Annotated in this window: 13 protein-coding genes; 2 read left to right on the top strand and 11 right to left on the bottom strand. The window is 61.2% G+C overall.

Translation table 11 applies throughout. From position 1 onward, the window contains the following. Positions 1-100: 100 nt before the first annotated feature. From ACQ4OE_RS06925 to ACQ4OE_RS06955, 7 genes are all read right to left on the bottom strand, one after another. Positions 101-661: a phosphonate degradation HD-domain oxygenase gene (locus ACQ4OE_RS06925; RefSeq protein WP_430946190.1), complete on the bottom strand. Its 561-nt coding sequence runs from the start codon at positions 659-661 to the stop codon at positions 101-103. Further along, positions 661-1,794, bottom strand: coding sequence for a TIGR03364 family FAD-dependent oxidoreductase (locus tag ACQ4OE_RS06930; protein WP_430946191.1), 1,134 nt, complete (start codon positions 1,792-1,794; stop codon positions 661-663). Before ACQ4OE_RS06930 ends, ACQ4OE_RS06925 begins: the two co-directional genes overlap by 1 nt. 146 nt (positions 1,795-1,940) lie before the next feature. Beyond that, positions 1,941-2,966, bottom strand: coding sequence for a putative 2-aminoethylphosphonate ABC transporter substrate-binding protein (locus ACQ4OE_RS06935; RefSeq protein ID WP_034153698.1), 1,026 nt, complete (start codon positions 2,964-2,966; stop codon positions 1,941-1,943). 26 nt (positions 2,967-2,992) lie between these two features. Beyond that, the gene (locus ACQ4OE_RS06940; RefSeq protein WP_430946192.1) at positions 2,993-4,717 is read right to left on the bottom strand and encodes a putative 2-aminoethylphosphonate ABC transporter permease subunit; all 1,725 of its coding nucleotides are present in this window, start codon (positions 4,715-4,717) and stop codon (positions 2,993-2,995) included. Continuing rightward, positions 4,717-5,793 (bottom strand): putative 2-aminoethylphosphonate ABC transporter ATP-binding protein, encoded by a 1,077-nt coding sequence (locus tag ACQ4OE_RS06945; protein WP_158833592.1) that lies wholly within the window; start codon positions 5,791-5,793, stop codon positions 4,717-4,719. The genes ACQ4OE_RS06940 and ACQ4OE_RS06945 overlap by 1 nt, the downstream gene beginning before the upstream one ends. Positions 5,794-6,014: 221 nt before the next feature. Further along, positions 6,015-6,878 carry a LysR family transcriptional regulator gene (locus tag ACQ4OE_RS06950; protein WP_430946193.1) on the bottom strand — a complete coding sequence of 288 codons (864 nt, stop codon included), beginning with the start codon at positions 6,876-6,878 and terminating at the stop codon, positions 6,015-6,017. 14 nt (positions 6,879-6,892) lie between these two features. After that, the gene (locus ACQ4OE_RS06955) at positions 6,893-9,202 is read right to left on the bottom strand and encodes a heavy metal translocating P-type ATPase (protein ID WP_430946194.1); all 2,310 of its coding nucleotides are present in this window, start codon (positions 9,200-9,202) and stop codon (positions 6,893-6,895) included. An 84-nt stretch (positions 9,203-9,286) separates the two neighbouring features. Between ACQ4OE_RS06955 and cadR the strand changes: the two genes are divergently transcribed. Next, positions 9,287-9,736, top strand: a complete 450-nt coding sequence (cadR, locus tag ACQ4OE_RS06960) for a Cd(II)/Pb(II)-responsive transcriptional regulator (RefSeq protein ID WP_016983204.1) — start codon at positions 9,287-9,289, stop codon at positions 9,734-9,736. A gap of 20 nt (positions 9,737-9,756) precedes the next feature. Here cadR and ACQ4OE_RS06965 read toward each other — a convergent pair whose 3' ends face one another. The 4 genes from ACQ4OE_RS06965 to ACQ4OE_RS06980 form a co-directional block, all read right to left on the bottom strand. Continuing rightward, positions 9,757-10,593, bottom strand: coding sequence for a hypothetical protein (locus tag ACQ4OE_RS06965; RefSeq protein WP_430946195.1), 837 nt, complete (start codon positions 10,591-10,593; stop codon positions 9,757-9,759). A gap of 150 nt (positions 10,594-10,743) precedes the next feature. Next, positions 10,744-11,715 (bottom strand): thymidylate synthase, encoded by a 972-nt coding sequence (locus ACQ4OE_RS06970; protein ID WP_430946196.1) that lies wholly within the window; start codon positions 11,713-11,715, stop codon positions 10,744-10,746. A 50-nt stretch (positions 11,716-11,765) separates the two neighbouring features. After that, positions 11,766-12,581: a prolipoprotein diacylglyceryl transferase gene (gene lgt / locus ACQ4OE_RS06975; RefSeq protein ID WP_007913003.1), complete on the bottom strand. Its 816-nt coding sequence runs from the start codon at positions 12,579-12,581 to the stop codon at positions 11,766-11,768. Between the two features lie 77 nt (positions 12,582-12,658). Beyond that, positions 12,659-13,441 (bottom strand): sulfite exporter TauE/SafE family protein, encoded by a 783-nt coding sequence (locus tag ACQ4OE_RS06980; protein WP_122594638.1) that lies wholly within the window; start codon positions 13,439-13,441, stop codon positions 12,659-12,661. Positions 13,442-13,572: 131 nt separating this feature from the next. Between ACQ4OE_RS06980 and ACQ4OE_RS06985 the strand changes: the two genes are divergently transcribed. Further along, positions 13,573-14,319, top strand: coding sequence for an NRDE family protein (locus ACQ4OE_RS06985; RefSeq protein WP_430946197.1), 747 nt, complete (start codon positions 13,573-13,575; stop codon positions 14,317-14,319). The last annotated feature ends 38 nt before the right edge of the window (positions 14,320-14,357 follow it).

The raw sequence follows: 14,357 nt of genomic DNA on the forward strand, positions 1-14,357 counted from the left end.
CTGGATATTTCAGGTCGATGTATCACCTGAGAACAACACCGTAGGCTCCCTCTCCCTCCGGGAGAGGGCTGGGCGCGCGGCGATCCGATGAGGGTTGCAATCACCCGGCCGACAACAAAACCTCAGCCTTGCGCTTGAGAACCGCCAAATCCATCACCGGCACCGCCCTCTCCTTGGCCAATTCATCCCACTGCCTCATCCGCAGGCTGACGGCACACAACGGATCCCGCTCAAACCCATCAGCCTCAGCCTCGCTCATCACCCCACCCTGATACTCCAGCGTCCGCCGACTCGCCTCACTCAACCGCTCGAAATACCCCGGCTCACGCAACGTCAGATACCGCTTGGCCTGCACGTGATATTCCACCAGCCGCGCCATCCGCTCGCTGAAACCGGCCTCACGCAAATAATCCGCGCCCAGCCGTTCATGGCTGACCACGCCATACCCGCCCATGTTCTCCGCGCCTTCGGCACACAAATGTCCGATGTCATGGAAGAACGCCGCCAGCACCACTTCATCATCAAAACCCTCGGCCATCGCCAGTTCAGCAGCCTGGGACATGTGCTCGATCTGCGACACCGGTTCGCCGATGTAATCACTGGTGCCGAAGCGTTCATACAACCCGAACACGCGGGCAATCACTCGCTCGTGACTTGTCATCAAATCTCCTCCAGCAACTGCGCAATGTTGCGCTCGGCCATCGCCGGGCCGACGCTCATGCCGACGCCGGTGTGCATCAGCGCCACGCTCAACCCTGCTGCCGGACGCAAAAACGAAAACGGCCCAGGCCCCCGGGAACCATAGACGCCCTGCCAGCGCTCGACCACTTGCACCTTGCAGCCCAGCGTTTGCTCGGCGAGTTCGAGCATCCAGTCATCGACCTGCTCGGCGTTGAACGGAGAAGGGTCGCTGCCGTAGTGGTGCGAGTCGCCGATGATCAGTTCGCCGTACGGCGTCGGGCTGATCAGCAGGTGGATGCCGTTGTCGTGCAGGTGCGGTTGTTCACGGAGGATCTGCGCCTGCACCGCCGCCGCTTCCGGCAGATCGGCGAAGGCGCCGTAGTGCACGCAACTCAGGCCAGTGAGCAAGGCGTGTTGCAGATTCAGATTGATCTGCGGTTTGGCTCGAAGCATTTGCAGGCGGCAGATTTGCGGGTCGAGCGCAGCGATTGGCTCGGCGAGCAGGGTCTGATAATCGTGGCCGGAACAGACGATGATCTGCTTGGCGGTAAAGCTGCCGGCGGTGCTGTGCAGGCACCCTGGTTCGATGTCGCGCACCAGCGTGGAGAAGTGAAACTCGACGCCGAGGTCGCGACGCAGGTAATCGATAAGCGCCGGGATCGCTTCGCGCGAGTACAGCTGTTGATCGTCGATGCCGTGGAGGGCGGCGCGGTGGTGGCTGAACTGGCCGTTGTACAGATCGCGCAACGCAGCGCCGCGCAGCAGGTCGACGTTGTAGCCATGTTCAATGGCGCGGCCGGTGCAGAACGTTTCGAGCAGATGTTCTTCGGCTTCGGTGCGGGCGAACAAATAGGAGCCGTTGCGTTTGATTTGCAGGCCGGCGAGTTGCGCCCAGTCGCCCCAGATTTCGCGGCTGGCCTTGGCCAGTTCGAGCATGGGGCCGGGGGGTTGGCCGGTGACCAAGGCCTGACCGAAGTTGCGCACCGAGGCGCCGAGGGGCGTGGCGGTGCGTTCGAAAACGGCGACTTTGAGGCCGCGTTTGGCGGCGGCGTAGGCGTGGGACAGGCCGAGGATGCCGGCGCCGACGATGAGCAGGTCTTTGTGTTGTGTCATGAAGCTACCTCAATGATCGTTCCCACGCTCCGCGTGGGAATGCAGCCAAGGACGCTCTGCGTCCATAGTGACGCGGAGCGTCACGGGATTCATTCCCACGCGGAGCGTGGGAACGATCAGCAGAGCGTGGGAACGATCGGCAAAGGTTACTTGGCAGCCACTTTCTCGGACTTGCCGTCATAACGCTTGCGCCACTCAGTCAGGATCTCGTCGCGATTCTTCGAAGCCCAGGCAAAGTCGTTCTTGATCAGACGCTGCTCGTAATCCGCCGGCAATTCGGTCTGCGGCTTGGCAATCCCCGGCTGGGCGAGGACAGCGAAGTTCTCCTTGTACAGATCCATCGCCTCAGCACTCGCCGAGAAGTCCGCCAGTTTCTTCGCCGCTTCTTCATGCGGCGTACCTTTGATCACGGCTGTCGCTTCGATCTCCCAGCCCAGACCTTCCTTCGGCAGGATGATGTCCAGCGGCGCGCCCTGACGCTTCAGCTGTACGGCCGGGTATTCAAAGGAAATCCCGATCGGAAACTCACCCGCCGCCGCCAGTTTGCAAGGCTTGGAACCGGAGTGAACGTACTGACCAATGTTCTGATGCAGACCGTCCATGTAGGCCCAGCCCTGCTTCTCGCCGAAGGTTTGCAGCCATGCGCTGACGTCGAGGAAGCCAGTGCCGGACGACGCCGGATTGGGCATAACGATCTTGCCTTTGTACTCAGGCTTGGTCAGATCCTGCCAGCTTACTGGCTTGCTCAGACCCTGCTTCTCGGCTTCGACGGTGTTGAAGCAAATGGTCGCGGCCCAGACGTCCATGCCGACCCAGGCTGGCGGGTTGGCGGCGTCGCGGTAGTTCGCGCCGATCTTGCCGAGGTCCTTCGGCGCATAGCTTTGCAGCATGCCTTGCTGATCGAGGATCGCCAGACTGGAAGCGGCGAGGCCCCACACCGCATCAGCCTGCGGGCGAGCCTTCTCGGCAAGCAGTTTGGCGGTGATGATCCCGGTGGAATCGCGCACCCATTTGATCTCGACGTCCGGGTTGGCCTTTTCGAACGCTTCTTTATAGGACTTCAGTTGCTCGGCTTCGAGGGCGGTGTACACCGTCAACTCGGTTTTTGCCGCAAAGGCATTCAGGCTGAAAGTAGCGAGCACAGCAGCGGCCAGGGCCATAGGCTTGAACATGATCGTTTTCCTGTAGGTGAGTTGAATCAGTGACCGGGCGCGGTTTGCCGCCAGGCTTGAGAACGGCGCAGCAAGCCGCGCGACGCCCACGCCAGCAGCAAGGACACGCCCGCCGAGGTGAACAGAATCAGGGTCGACATCGCCGCCGCGCCGCCGACGTTGCCGGCGTCATCCATGTTCAGCACCGCGACTGCCGCGAGGATGGTGTCGGGGCTGTAGAGGAAGATCGCGGCGGACACGGTGGTCATCGCCGAGACGAACAGGTAGCGCACGATGTCCAGCAGCGCCGGCAGGCAGATCGGCACGGTGACGCGCAGGTAGTGGCGGTACAGCGGCGCCTTCAGCGACAGCGCAGCGGCTTCGAACTCGGCGTCGAGTTGGCGCAATGCGGTGGTCGCGGTCATTTGTGCGGTGGTCAGGTAGTGCGCGATGGTGCAGACGATCAACAGCGTCATCGTCCCGTAGAGCACGTGCAGCGGGTTACCCGTGAGGTTGAAGAAGAAGACATAACCCAGACCGAGCACCAGACCCGGCACCGCCATCGGCACAAAACTGAGCATGCGCAACGCCAGATTGAGGCCGCGCTGCTCGCGGGTTTTCTCCATCAGGTAAGCGCCGGTAAAAATCAGCACGCTGCCGATCAACGCCGTGCCCACGGCCATCTTCAAACTGTTGCTGTAAGCCAGCCAGCCACCGCCGGCGGTTTCGTTGAACTGATAGTGGTTGAGCGACAGCGACAGGTTGTACGGCCAGAACTTCACCAGCGACGAGAACACCGCCATGCCGAACACCAGAATCAATGCCGCACTGATCAACAAGACAATCACCAGATAGCAGCCATCGCGCAGCTTCGACGGCGCGGGTTTGAATACCTGCGCCCGACCGCTCATGGAGTCACCGTGACGGCGACGCAGCCAGGCATCGACGCCGAAGCTGAACAGCGCAGGCAGCAACAGCACCATGCCGATCAAGGCGCCGCGACCGAATTGCTGCTGGCCAACCACAGCTTTGTAGGCTTCCAGCGCCAGCACTTGGTAGTCGCCACCGACCACCACCGGCACGCCGAAATCGGTGATGGTCAGGGTGAACACCAGACAGAACGCGGCGAACACAGCCTGCCGCGTCGCCGGCCAGGTAATGCTGCGAAACGCCTTGGCCGGACTGGCACCCATGCTCGACGCGGCATCGAACAGCCGCGCATCGGCCAGCGACAACGCCGAGAGCAAAATCATCAGCGCATGCGGGAAGGTGTAAATCACCTCGCCCAACACAATCCCCCAGAAGCCATAGATGTTGTCCGACAGCAGCCCGCGCAACATGCCCTGGTTGCCGAACAGATAAACCAGCGCAATGCCCGGCAGCATCGACGGCGCCATCAGCGGCAACAACGAAATCCCGCGCCAGATGCCCTTCGCCGGAATCATTGTGCGTTGCAGCGCGTAGGCAAACAGGTAGGCCAGCGGTACGACGATGGCCGCAACGCTGAGGGACACTTTCAGGCTGTTGCCGAGCAGCCAGTGGAAATTCTCGCTGCTCACAAGCTCTTTCGCCGCGAGCCAGCCACCGCCCTGCCCGGCTTCACTGCTGAAGCCGCGCCAGAAGATCGCCAGCAACGGCAGCAACACCGCGATACCAAGCAGCACCAGCAAGAGGACTTTGCCGCCGACAACAAAAATGCGGTCGCCAATCTCGGCTCTTGAGGACTGGCGCACCTGCTTGTGCGGTAGCGGCAGCGCGAGGTTGCTGTTCATCAGGCAAACACCTGCAGGCTGCGCGGCGGCAAGGCGACCATGATCTGCTGGGCGCCGAGGCGCGGCATGGCTTCCGGGGCGAGTTCGGCGAGCAGCGCGTGGCCCGGCAGTTGATCGAGTTCGAAGCTCATGCGGCAGCGGTTGCCGAGGAAGGTGATCTCGCGGACTTTGGCCGGGAACAGGTTCTCTTCGTGCACCGGCGGATTGACGTTGATCGCTTCCGGACGGCAGAACAAACGGCCCGACGCACGCTGAACGCTGCCGTCGCTGAGGCGCAGGTTCATTCCGCCAACTTGTGCATGGCTGTCACTGCTGCGCTGGAATGGGAGCCAGTTGCCCTGGCCGACAAACTCGGCCACGAACGGCGTGGCCGGGCGGTTGTAGATTTCCTGCGGGGTGGCGTACTGCTCGACGCGACCGTTGTTCATCACCGCGATGCGGTCGGCCATCAACATGGCTTCGTCCTGATTGTGCGTGACCATCAGGGTGGTGATGCCGAGGTTGCGTTGCAGTTGGCGCAGTTCGGTGCACAGATGCTCGCGGACGCGGGCGTCGAGGGCGGACATCGGTTCGTCGAGCAATAGCAGAGATGGTGCCGGTGCAAGAGCGCGGGCCAGCGCGACGCGCTGTTGCTGGCCGCCGGACAATTGTCCGGGATACTTTTTCTCGCTGCCAATGAGGCCGACCAGTTCCAGCATCTGCCCGACGCGGCGGCGCACTTCGTCGCGACCACTGCCGGCGAGGCCGTAGGCGATGTTCGCTTCGACGGTCAGGTTGGGAAACAGCGCGTAGGACTGGAACAAAATCCCGTAGTCGCGGGCTTGCGGGGCGAGGTGCGAGACGTCGCGATCACCGAGGTACAACTCGCCGCTGTCCTGTTTCTCCAGACCGGCGATGCAGCGCAGCAACGTGGTCTTGCCGCAGCCCGACGGGCCGAGCAGGCACACCAGCTCACCGGCGGCGACGTCGAGGGACACATTATCCAGTGCGGTGAACGCGCCGAAGCGTTTCTGCACGCCGCGCACTTTCATCGGCGCACCGGGGTTGGTCAGGGCAGTTGCGATGGCAGGATTCATGGACAGACCTCATCAAGCAGATGGGGCCAATCCTAGAGTTGTAATGCGTCCGTCATGTGGCAACGAGGCAAAAACCGCCGATAGTGGTATTCGGGGATTTTGGTTCACTACCGATCGTTCCCACGCTCTGCGTGGGAATGCCTCATCGGACGCTCCGCGTTCGGCTCTTGGGACGCAGAGCGTCCCGGGCTGCATTCCCACGCGGAGCGTGGGAACGATCATTACGCAGGGGACATTTCCTGCGCCAACCCAAGGAACGCCGCCGGCAACCGCGCGCCCTTGCGCTCTTTCAGGCAATACAGATACTCAGGAATCTGCGGCGCATTCTCGATCGTCAGCACGCGCAATTGCGGATCATGCGGCACTTCCTGCCGGGCAATGATGCTAATGCCGATATTGCGCAGCACCGCCTCACGGATCGACTCGCGGCTGCCAATCTCTAGCAGTGGCCCGAAGCTCACCCCGGCAGTCGCCAACAACTCTTCGGTCAGCCGCCGCGTGGTCGAACCGGACTCACGCATCAACAACGTATGCCCGGCCAGCGCGCTCAACGACACGTGCTCCTGCACAGCTAGCGGATGATTGCGATGCACCGCCAGCACCAGCGGATCAGTCCCGAGCACCCGACGAATCAACCGCGCGTCATCGAGCAATTGCGACGACGCGGCGATGTCCACCCGGTAATCCTCCAGCGCTTCCAAGACCTGCTGCGAATTGCCGATTTCCACCGACACTTCCACTTGCGGCAAACGCTCGCGAAAGGTTTTCACCAGATCGAGGATGTAATACGGCGCCGTCGCGGCAATGCGCAAAGTGCCCTGAACCTGACCGCTGTTGCGCAGGAAAAACTCGATGTCCGCCTCTTGCTGCAACAGCGTCTTGACCATCGGCAGCAACCGCGCGCCTTCGTCGCTGACGCTCAGGCGTCGACCGCCACGGTAGAACAGCTCCACCGAATACTGACTTTCCAGATTGCGGATCTGGGTGGTCACGGTCGGTTGGCTGAGGCCGAGCTTTTTCGCCGCCAGCGTGATGCTGCCCAGGCGGGCGACCATGTAAAACGCTTTCAGCTCGGCACTCAGCACAACCTTTCCTCACTCTATTTGCGCAGCAGGCGCAAACCGTTGAACACCACCAACAGGCTCACGCCCATGTCGGCGAACACCGCCATCCACATGGTGGCTAACCCGGCAAAGGTTACCGCAAGAAAGATCGCTTTGATCACCAACGCCAGCGCGATGTTCTGTTTCAGGATGCTCGCTGTATTGCGCGACAGGCTGATGAACGCCGGAATCTTGCGCAGATCGTCGTCCATCAAGGCGACATCGGCGGTTTCGATCGCCGTGTCGGTACCGGCGGCGGCCATGGCGAAACCGATCTCGGCACGGGCCAGTGCCGGCGCGTCGTTGATGCCGTCGCCGACCATGCCCACACGATGGCCCTGCTTGTACAGGTCTTCAATGGCTTGCAGTTTGTCAGTCGGCAGCAAATCGCCGCGAGCCTCGTCGATGCCAACCTGCGCGGCAATCGCCTGGGCGGTGTGGACGTTGTCGCCAGTCAGCATCAGGGTTTTCACCCCGAGCTCGTGCAATTGGCGGATCGCTTCGCGGCTGGTTTCCTTGACCGTGTCAGCCACGGCAAACAGTGCCAGCGGGCCAGAGCTATCGAGCAGCAGCACCACGGATTTACCCTGTTTCTCCAGCGCGAAGAGTTTTTCTTCCAGCGCCGGCGAACACAGGCCGAGTTCTTCGACCAGACGATGGTTGCCCAAGTGATAAGTCCGGCCGTTGATGTCGCCTTTGACGCCTCGCCCGCCCAGCGCTTCGAAGTTATCCACACTCAGCGCTGCGAAGTTTTTATCCACAGCAGCGTTGGCGATGGCCAGCGATACCGGGTGATCGGAACGTCCGGCCAACGCCGCAGCGATGGCCGGTGCGGTGGCATCGGCGGTCGCGTCGAGGGACAGGTAGTCGGTCTGCACCGGTTTGCCGTGGGTGATCGTGCCGGTTTTATCCAGCGCCAGATAATCGAGCTTGAAACCGCCCTCCAGGTACACGCCGCCCTTGACCAGAATGCCTTTGCGCGCCGCTGCCGCGAGGCCGCTGACGATGGTCACCGGAGTGGAAATCACCAGTGCGCATGGGCACGCAACCACCAGCAACACCAGTGCGCGGTAGATCCAGTCGAACCACACAGCGCCCATGAACAGCGGCGGAATGATCGCCACGGCCAAGGCAAAGACGAACACCACAGGCGTGTAGATTTTCGAGAATTGATCGACGAAGCGCTGAGTCGGAGCGCGCGCACCCTGAGCCTGTTCGACGGCGTGGATGATCCGCGCCAGGGTCGAGTTGTTCGCCGCAGCGGTGACCGCGTATTCCAGCGAACCAGCCTGGTTAATGGTGCCGGCGAAGACTTTGTCGCCGACGCTTTTCTCGACCGGCAGGCTCTCACCGGTGATCGGCGCCTGATCGATGGTCGAGTTGCCGCTGACCACTTCGCCGTCCAGCGCAATGCGCTCGCCGGGCTTCACCCGCACACGGGCGCCGAGTTCGACGCTTTTCACCTCCTGCTCGACCCACGAACCGTCAGCCTGCAACACCGTGGCTTGCTCCGGCGTCATCTGCATCAAACCGCTGATCGCGTTGCGCGCACGATCGAGCGAGCGCGCTTCGATCAGCTCGGCGACGGTGAACAGGAACATCACCATCGCCGCTTCCGGCCACTGGCCGATGAGGATGGCACCGGTCACGGCGATGCTCATCAGCGCGTTGATGTTGAGGTTGCGGTTCTTCAGGGCGATCCAGCCCTTTTTGTAAGTGGTCAGGCCACCGCTGAGGATCGACACCAGCGCAATGATCGCCACCACCCAGGTGGGCGCGGCGTTGGTGAAATGAATGACTTCAGCGGCGAGCGCGCCGATGCCGGACAACGCCAACGGCCACCAGTGCTTTTTCACTGGCGCAGGGGCTGGCGAGTCGACGCCCGCCTCCAGCGGCTCGGCGTGCATGCCGAGGGATTTGATCGCTTCGGTGATCGGCTCGGTGCCCGGCAGATTGTGGGTCACGCCGAGGACCCGATTGATCAGATTGAATTCGAGCTGCTGCACTCCGGCGAGTTTGCCGAGCTTGTTCTGGATCAGCGTCTGCTCGGTCGGGCAGTCCATCGCCTCGATGCGGAAACTGCTCAGCCGCGCATCGGCGGTGGTCTTTTCGCTCAGTTGCACCAACGCAGGCGCGGCGGCTGTCGACGAGCAGCAAGAGTCTTCGTGCGCATGAACCGGTGCCGGTGCCGCGACTTTCGACCCGCAGCAGGAATCGCCGCCCTGTGAGTGCTTATGCACAGGCTGCAATTTATGACTGTGATCGTGGCCGTCGCCGGGCTTGTGGGTGTGCTGGGAATCGCTCATTGGTCGCGTCCATGAAGGTGCCTGTTGCCAAGTAAAGACCCTGTAGCCACTATAGGGTCAAGCACCCTTTTGGAGATTGCCGTCATGAAGATCGGAGAACTGGCCAAACTCACCGACTGCGCCGTGGAAACCATCCGCTACTACGAGCGCGAAAACCTGCTGCCGGAGCCGGCCCGCAGTGACGGCAACTACCGCGTCTACACCCAGGCCCACGCCGAACGCCTGACCTTCATCCGCAACTGCCGCACCCTCGACATGACCCTCGAAGAAATCCGCAGCCTGCTGGCCATGCGTGACAGCCCGCAGGATCAGTGTGAAAGCGTGAATACGCTGATCGACGAACACATTCAGCATGTGAAGGCGCGGATTGATGGGTTGCTGGCGTTGCAGACACAACTGCTCGACCTGCGCCAACGTTGCGGCGAAGGGCCGATGGCCGATCAATGCGGGATTTTGCAGCGGCTGGAAGTGAGTGGCGGGGTTGTCGCGACGGAGGTCGAGCATTCCCATGTCGGCAGAAGTCATGGTCATTAGTCCCGCATCGCCAATGGCTCTCACACCAGCTTGAACTCCAAGACGCCCCGATGCCCCATGCCGTAGGTCAAGCCGGGGACCATTCCTGTACCCAGATAAAGACTGCAGAACAGGTGAACGGTCTCACCGCGATAAGCCTGATAGACCGTAGGCTCAATCCGAAAGCTGAGAGATGAATCCGGACTGACTGTCAGCTTGCGCTGATAGTCTCTCCAGGCGCCGGTCTGCCCGCCGTTGACACTGCTTTTCCAGAACACTTCTACGGCGTTATTGGTTTTCAGGTTTTCAATTCGGGGAATCGTCAGGAACACACCATCGGGGTGTTGATCGATTTCCAGGACACCTTGCGAGACAGCGTCGATAAATACCGAGCCGGTCTGGGCCAGTTCCGCTGCGAATGTCATATACAACGATAAGGAGGGTAAAAAACGCCCCTCTCTTTCAATGACAAAAATGACTTCGACCCGATCACCTTCGAACTGCCTTGCGATTTCGTCAACAACCGCAAAATGCAAAGGGGCGTAACCCACCACCGTCTGGGGCACCGATGTATAACTTCCCCCGCACCCGCCGAACGCCTGCCACTGCACCCGAACCTGATCGCCAATCCTGAAATCCGTTTCATTGACAGCCACACCTACACGGAGCGAGTCGATGAAGATCGGGGCACCGTTGAAAATTTCCATGGGCACCACGCATCCCCAGGGCTCCAGGCTCGGAATGTAATGAAACAGCCCTGACCGGCTCTCACAGCCTATAAACGGTCGGTTGTTCAATTGGCTCTCGAAGCGCTCAGGTACAAAACCGCTAGAGAGCTCCGAGAACCCAGCCAATGGATTGGATACAGTGATTGTCATGATCAAGCTCCTGAAATGAAAAAAGGTATTTGACTGACCCAGGCCCAGTAGACCCGCGTTCAGTCAAACACCCTCTTTTTCACTTGCCTACTGTCAGATATGACAGTCCGGTAGATCTATACCGAATATGAAAACCTCTGCACCAATCTTTCAGACCGCCATCGGCGCGGTCATTGGCGCGTGGTGCTCATAGCCTTCCAGCGAGAAGTCGCTCGGCTCGACCAGCTCCAGCCATTCCGGCTGGTATACACCCGTCTTGGCAAACTCCGGCACACGATCGGAGATTTTCAGTTTCGGCATGGCGAACGGCTCGCGCTTGAGCTGTTCGTTGAGCATGTCCAGGTGGTTCTCGTAGACGTGCGCATCACCGATGAAATAGGTGAACCAACGCGGCGTGTAGCCGGTCAGGCGACCGATCAGGCTCAGCAGCGCGGCGCCTTCGGTGAGGTTGAACGGCGTGCCCAGCCCCAGATCGTTGGAACGGATGTAGAGGGTCAGGGAAATCTCTTTGGTCTCGACATTCGGGTGAAACTGGTACAGCAGGTGGCACGGCGGCAGGGCCATTTCATCGAGCTGAGCGACGTTCCAGCCGTGGAACAGAATACGACGGCTGCCCGGATCGTTGATGATCGTGTCGATGCACTGGCGCACCTGATCGATGGCTTTGTACAGCACCACGTAGGCCTGGCCGTCTTCTTCGCCCTGAGCGATCTGCTTGTAGCCGTTGGCCAGGGTTTGTTCGATGGCGGCGCTGTTGCTCAGCGGGATCTGCTTGTACGCCGGCCATTTGCGCCATTGCACGCCGTAGATTTCGCCGAGGTCGTCGTCGCCCTGACGGAACGGGTTGGCCAGCCACTGCGCATTTTCGTTGGCGTTCTGGTCCCAGACCTTGCAGCCCAGCGCACGGAATTCAGCGGCGTTGTTCACGCCACGGAGAAAACCGCACATCTCACCGATGGCCGACTTGAAGGCCATTTTGCGCGTGGTGATCGCCGGGAAACCTTCCTGCAGATCGAAACGCAGCATCGCACCCGGGAAGCTGATGGTGTTGATGCCGGTGCGGTTGGCCTGTTTGCTGCCATTCTGAATGACGTGCGAGACCAGTTCGAGATATTGCTTCATGAGTTACCTGTGTCCTTTGAGCCCCGGCGTCGCGCGCCGGGGTTCGTAGTTTAAGCCGTCGGCGCGAGCGGTGCTGCCGGTGCGCGACGATAGGCCAGCCAGATCAGGAACAGCCCGCCGACGATCATCGGCACGCAAAGCACCTGGCCCATGGTCAGCCAGTTCCAGGCCAGGTAGCCCAGTTGCGCATCCGGCACGCGGACGAATTCGACGATGAAACGGAAGATGCCGTAGAACAGCGCGAACATGCCCGAGACAGCCATGGTCGGACGCGGTTTACGCGAGAAAATCCACAGAATCAGGAACAGCGCCACGCCTTCCAGCGCGAACTGATACAGCTGCGACGGGTGACGCGGCAATTGCGCCGGATCGCTGAATGGCGGGAAGACCATGGCCCACGGCACATCGGTCGCCTTGCCCCACAACTCGGCATTGATGAAGTTGCCGATGCGCCCAGCGCCCAGACCGATCGGCACCATCGGCGCGACGAAGTCCATCAACTGGAAGAACGACTTGCCGTTGCGCTTGCCGAACCACAACGCGGCGAGCATCACACCGATAAAGCCACCGTGGAACGACATGCCGCCCTTCCACACTTCGAAAATCAGCGTCGGGTTAGCCAGATAGGCGCTCAGATCGTAGAACAACACGTAGCCCAGACGTCCGCCGACGATGACGCCCATCGACATCCAGAAGACCATGTCGGAGAGTTTCTCCTTGGTCCAGGTCGGGTCGAAACGGTTGAGCCGGCGCGACGCCAGCAGCCACGCACCGCCAATGCCGATCAGGTACATCAGACCGTACCAGTGGATTTTCAGCGGACCGATGGCCAGGGCCACCGGGTCGATCTGCGGGTAAGGCAGCATTGCGACTCCTCGTTAGAGTTGAAACCAAAATTCCCGGGCGACGCTGCCACCTCAGGATTAAGCCAGGATTGCGACGGTTAAAGCAGGAAGCTCACACCCACGCTGAACAGCAAAGCGGCGAACAGCCGTTTCAGCAAGCGCGGCGACAAGCGATGCGCCAAACGCGCGCCGAAACGGGCGAAAACCATGCTGGTCAGGGCGATGCCCAACAGCGCCGGCAAATAAACAAAACCGAGACTATGCGGCGGCAACAATGGATCGTGCCACCCCAGAATCATGAAACTTAATGCACTGACCAAGGCGATCGGCAGACCGCAGGCCGATGACGTTGCCACCGCTTGCTGCATCGGCACGCTGCGCCAGGTCAGGAACGGCACGGTCAGCGAACCGCCGCCGACGCCGAAAATCGCCGAGGCCCAGCCGATGATGCTGCCGGCCACGGTCAGACCGAATTTGCCCGGCACCGTTCGGCTGGCCTTGGGTTTGATGTCCAGCGCCAGTTGCACCGAGATGATCAAGGCGAACACGCCGATGATCTTTTGCAGGTGCGGGCCGGAAATCGCTTCTGCCGTCAGCGCACCGAAACCGGCGCCGAGCAGAATGCCGACGGCCATCCACATGAAAATCGGCCAGCGCACAGCGCCTCGTCGATGATGCTCACGCACGGCGTTGACCGAGGTGAAAATGATCGTCGCCAGCGACGTCCCGACCGCCAGATGCGTGAGGATCGACTGATCAAAGCCCTGCAGGGTGAAACTGAACACCAGCACCGGGACAATAATGATCCCGCCGCCGACGCCAAACAGCCCGGCCAGCACGCCCGCACAGGCGCCCAGCGCCAGATAGAGCAGAAATTCCATGACCGTCTCCCAGACCGCATCCCCAAAACCGGAGCGGCATGGTAACGGATGCATGGCCTCCTGCTCCACTTGCGATGGATGCACGGACGCCGGATGCGTACAGTGGACAAAAAACACACAAGGACCACCTTATGTGCCTGATTGTTTTCGCCTGGCGCCCGGGCCATGCCCAGCCGCTGATCGTCGCGGCCAACCGCGACGAATTCTACGCCCGCCCGAGCCTGCCGCTGGCGCAATGGCCGGAGGTGCCGCACGTGCATGCCGGCCGCGATCTTGAAGCCGGCGGAACCTGGCTGGGGATTGGCGCCCATGGGCGCTTCGCTGCGCTGACCAATATTCGCGACCCGCAACAGCCGCCGGCGCGCAAGTCGCGGGGGGAACTGGTGGCGCGGTTTCTCACCGGTGATGCGTCGATTGATGATTATTTGAGCGATGTGGTCGGACGTGCGCCGGACTATGCCGGGTTCAACCTGTTGCTCGGCAATAGCCACGAGTTGTGGCACTTCAATGCGCGGTTGTCGGAGCCGGTGATGCTGGCAGCTGGCGTTTACGGGTTATCCAATGCGGGGCTGGATACGCCGTGGCCGAAGTTGCTTAAAGCCAAGGCTGCACTGAGTGCGGCGCTGGATGATCCGACGCCTGAGCGGTTGTTGGGGTTGTTGAGTGATGCGCAGACTGCGCCGTCGGCTGAGCTGCCGGATACCGGGGTGGGGATGGCGACGGAGACTTTGTTGTCGAGTGTGTTTATTGCCAGCCAGAGTTATGGGACGCGGGCGAGTACGGCGTTGGTGGTGCAGGCGGATGGGACGCGGCGGATGGTCGAGCGGAGTTTTGGGCCGTATGGCGGGCATTTGGGCGAGGTAGAGATTGTTGTTTAGCGGTGTTTGAACTGACGCCTTCGCGAGCAAGCCCGCTC

It is taken from the genome of Pseudomonas sp. WC2, assembly GCF_050586545.1.
Classification (GTDB): Bacteria; Pseudomonadota; Gammaproteobacteria; order Pseudomonadales; family Pseudomonadaceae; genus Aquipseudomonas.

Excerpts from the sequence above, each read along its gene's own strand:
- ACQ4OE_RS06925 (WP_430946190.1), bottom strand. The coding sequence starts at position 661 with ATGACAAGTCACGAGCGAGTGATTGCCCGCGTGTTCGGGTTGTATGAA.
- ACQ4OE_RS06930 (WP_430946191.1), bottom strand. The coding sequence starts at position 1,794 with ATGACACAACACAAAGACCTGCTCATCGTCGGCGCCGGCATCCTCGGC.
- ACQ4OE_RS06935 (WP_034153698.1), bottom strand. The coding sequence starts at position 2,966 with ATGTTCAAGCCTATGGCCCTGGCCGCTGCTGTGCTCGCTACTTTCAGC.
- ACQ4OE_RS06940 (WP_430946192.1), bottom strand. The coding sequence starts at position 4,717 with ATGAACAGCAACCTCGCGCTGCCGCTACCGCACAAGCAGGTGCGCCAG.
- ACQ4OE_RS06945 (WP_158833592.1), bottom strand. The coding sequence starts at position 5,793 with ATGAATCCTGCCATCGCAACTGCCCTGACCAACCCCGGTGCGCCGATG.
- ACQ4OE_RS06955 (WP_430946194.1), bottom strand. The coding sequence starts at position 9,202 with ATGAGCGATTCCCAGCACACCCACAAGCCCGGCGACGGCCACGATCAC.
- cadR (WP_016983204.1), top strand. The coding sequence starts at position 9,287 with ATGAAGATCGGAGAACTGGCCAAACTCACCGACTGCGCCGTGGAAACC.
- ACQ4OE_RS06965 (WP_430946195.1), bottom strand. The coding sequence starts at position 10,593 with ATGACAATCACTGTATCCAATCCATTGGCTGGGTTCTCGGAGCTCTCT.
- ACQ4OE_RS06970 (WP_430946196.1), bottom strand. The coding sequence starts at position 11,715 with ATGAAGCAATATCTCGAACTGGTCTCGCACGTCATTCAGAATGGCAGC.
- lgt (WP_007913003.1), bottom strand. The coding sequence starts at position 12,581 with ATGCTGCCTTACCCGCAGATCGACCCGGTGGCCCTGGCCATCGGTCCG.
- ACQ4OE_RS06980 (WP_122594638.1), bottom strand. The coding sequence starts at position 13,441 with ATGGAATTTCTGCTCTATCTGGCGCTGGGCGCCTGTGCGGGCGTGCTG.
- ACQ4OE_RS06985 (WP_430946197.1), top strand. The coding sequence starts at position 13,573 with ATGTGCCTGATTGTTTTCGCCTGGCGCCCGGGCCATGCCCAGCCGCTG.